We start from the raw sequence: 1,199 nt of genomic DNA, 5'->3' as shown, positions 1-1,199 counted from the left end.
CTGGTGTGGACGTCAACCTGCTCGACCAGCGCCCCGGCAGGATGCTCGGCGAGCCGGTCGATGCTCTTCTCGGTGCGGGTGATGGCCTTGACCTGCCAACGCAGCAGCCCGCTCGGGATCTCGCCGACCCAACCGGGAACCTCCTCACCGCGGCGCTCGAACTCGAGGACGAGGGTCTCGCGCAGGTAGCTGTGGCCGGTGGCTTCCAGCTCGGCCAGCGCAGTCAGCAGCCGCAGGTCGATGTCGCGCACCTGATGCTTCGGCCGGGCCCGCCGGTGATCGGCCAGCCCGGCGTGCGCGCCGGCGGCCGGGGCGGTCTCGGGCAGCTCGGCAGCGAGGTCGGGGAACAGCTCGGCGTAGCAGGCGCGGTGGATCTCGAAGTGCCGCCGCCCCAGCACGGAGGCGCGGACGCGGTGCTGACGCAGCATCCGCAGCTGCCCGTCCGGCCAGTCGGCGGTGAAGACCTCGATGAGGGAGCCGTCGCGGCGGTCCCGCAGCCGCAGCAGCGTGTTCCACGACGGCGCCGCGTCGGCCCGGTCGCCGGTGACTTCGGTGCTCAGCCCGCGATCCCCGGCGGTGTAGAGGCGGGCCAGGGCCAGCAGCGACCAGCGGGTCATCAGCCCGGGCGGCGGCGTGGCCGGCGCGGTGTGCCCGATGCCGTGGCGGGCCGCGGCGCGCCCGGCGGCGGTGAGGCGGACCCGGATCCGGTCGACCATCCCGAACGGGGGGACGTGGACCTGGTCGTAGGTGACGGTGATCAGCTTGCGGCGGCGCAGCGCGGCGAGCGTGGCCCCGGATCCGGTGTCGTGCTCGTCGCGGCGGCGGACCGCTTGCTGTACCGAGGTGTACCCGGCGATCTCCTTGGGCAGCTTGATGTCGTAGGTGACCTGCCGCCACTCCGCCGCCGGCGGCGTGGCCATGCGCTTCGCCGACATCTGCTTGATGTTCGCCTCGGCGGCCTGGTCGAACTCGAAAATCACCGACAGGTACAGCCGTTGCCGCTCGTTGAGCTCCGTCCACGCCCGCTCGGCAGCGCCGGTCACGTCGGCAACCCGGCGGACTTCAGCCGGGCCCCGGCTGTCGGGGAGCTGGTGCCGTTGATCATGCAGTTCGTCGTGGCGGCGTGGGGGGCGTGCCGGACGGCGCGCAGGTGTATCAGTTCCGGCCGCCGCGCGACGAGTTCACGGGAGTGCGCCCAG

1 pseudogene is annotated in these 1,199 nt (G+C 73.1%); it reads right to left on the bottom strand.

Annotation, left to right across the window (positions count from 1 at the left end):
* Positions 1–1,043: pseudogene (locus AB0435_RS34260) on the bottom strand (hypothetical protein); the annotation flags it as partial.
* Positions 1,044–1,199: the final 156 nt, after the last annotated feature.

Origin of the sequence: Streptomyces sp. NPDC051173, from assembly GCF_040689515.1 — a bacterium.
Taxonomy (GTDB): domain Bacteria; phylum Actinomycetota; class Actinomycetes; order Streptomycetales; family Streptomycetaceae; genus Streptomyces.
This window is presented reverse-complemented; position numbering and strand designations above follow the sequence as displayed.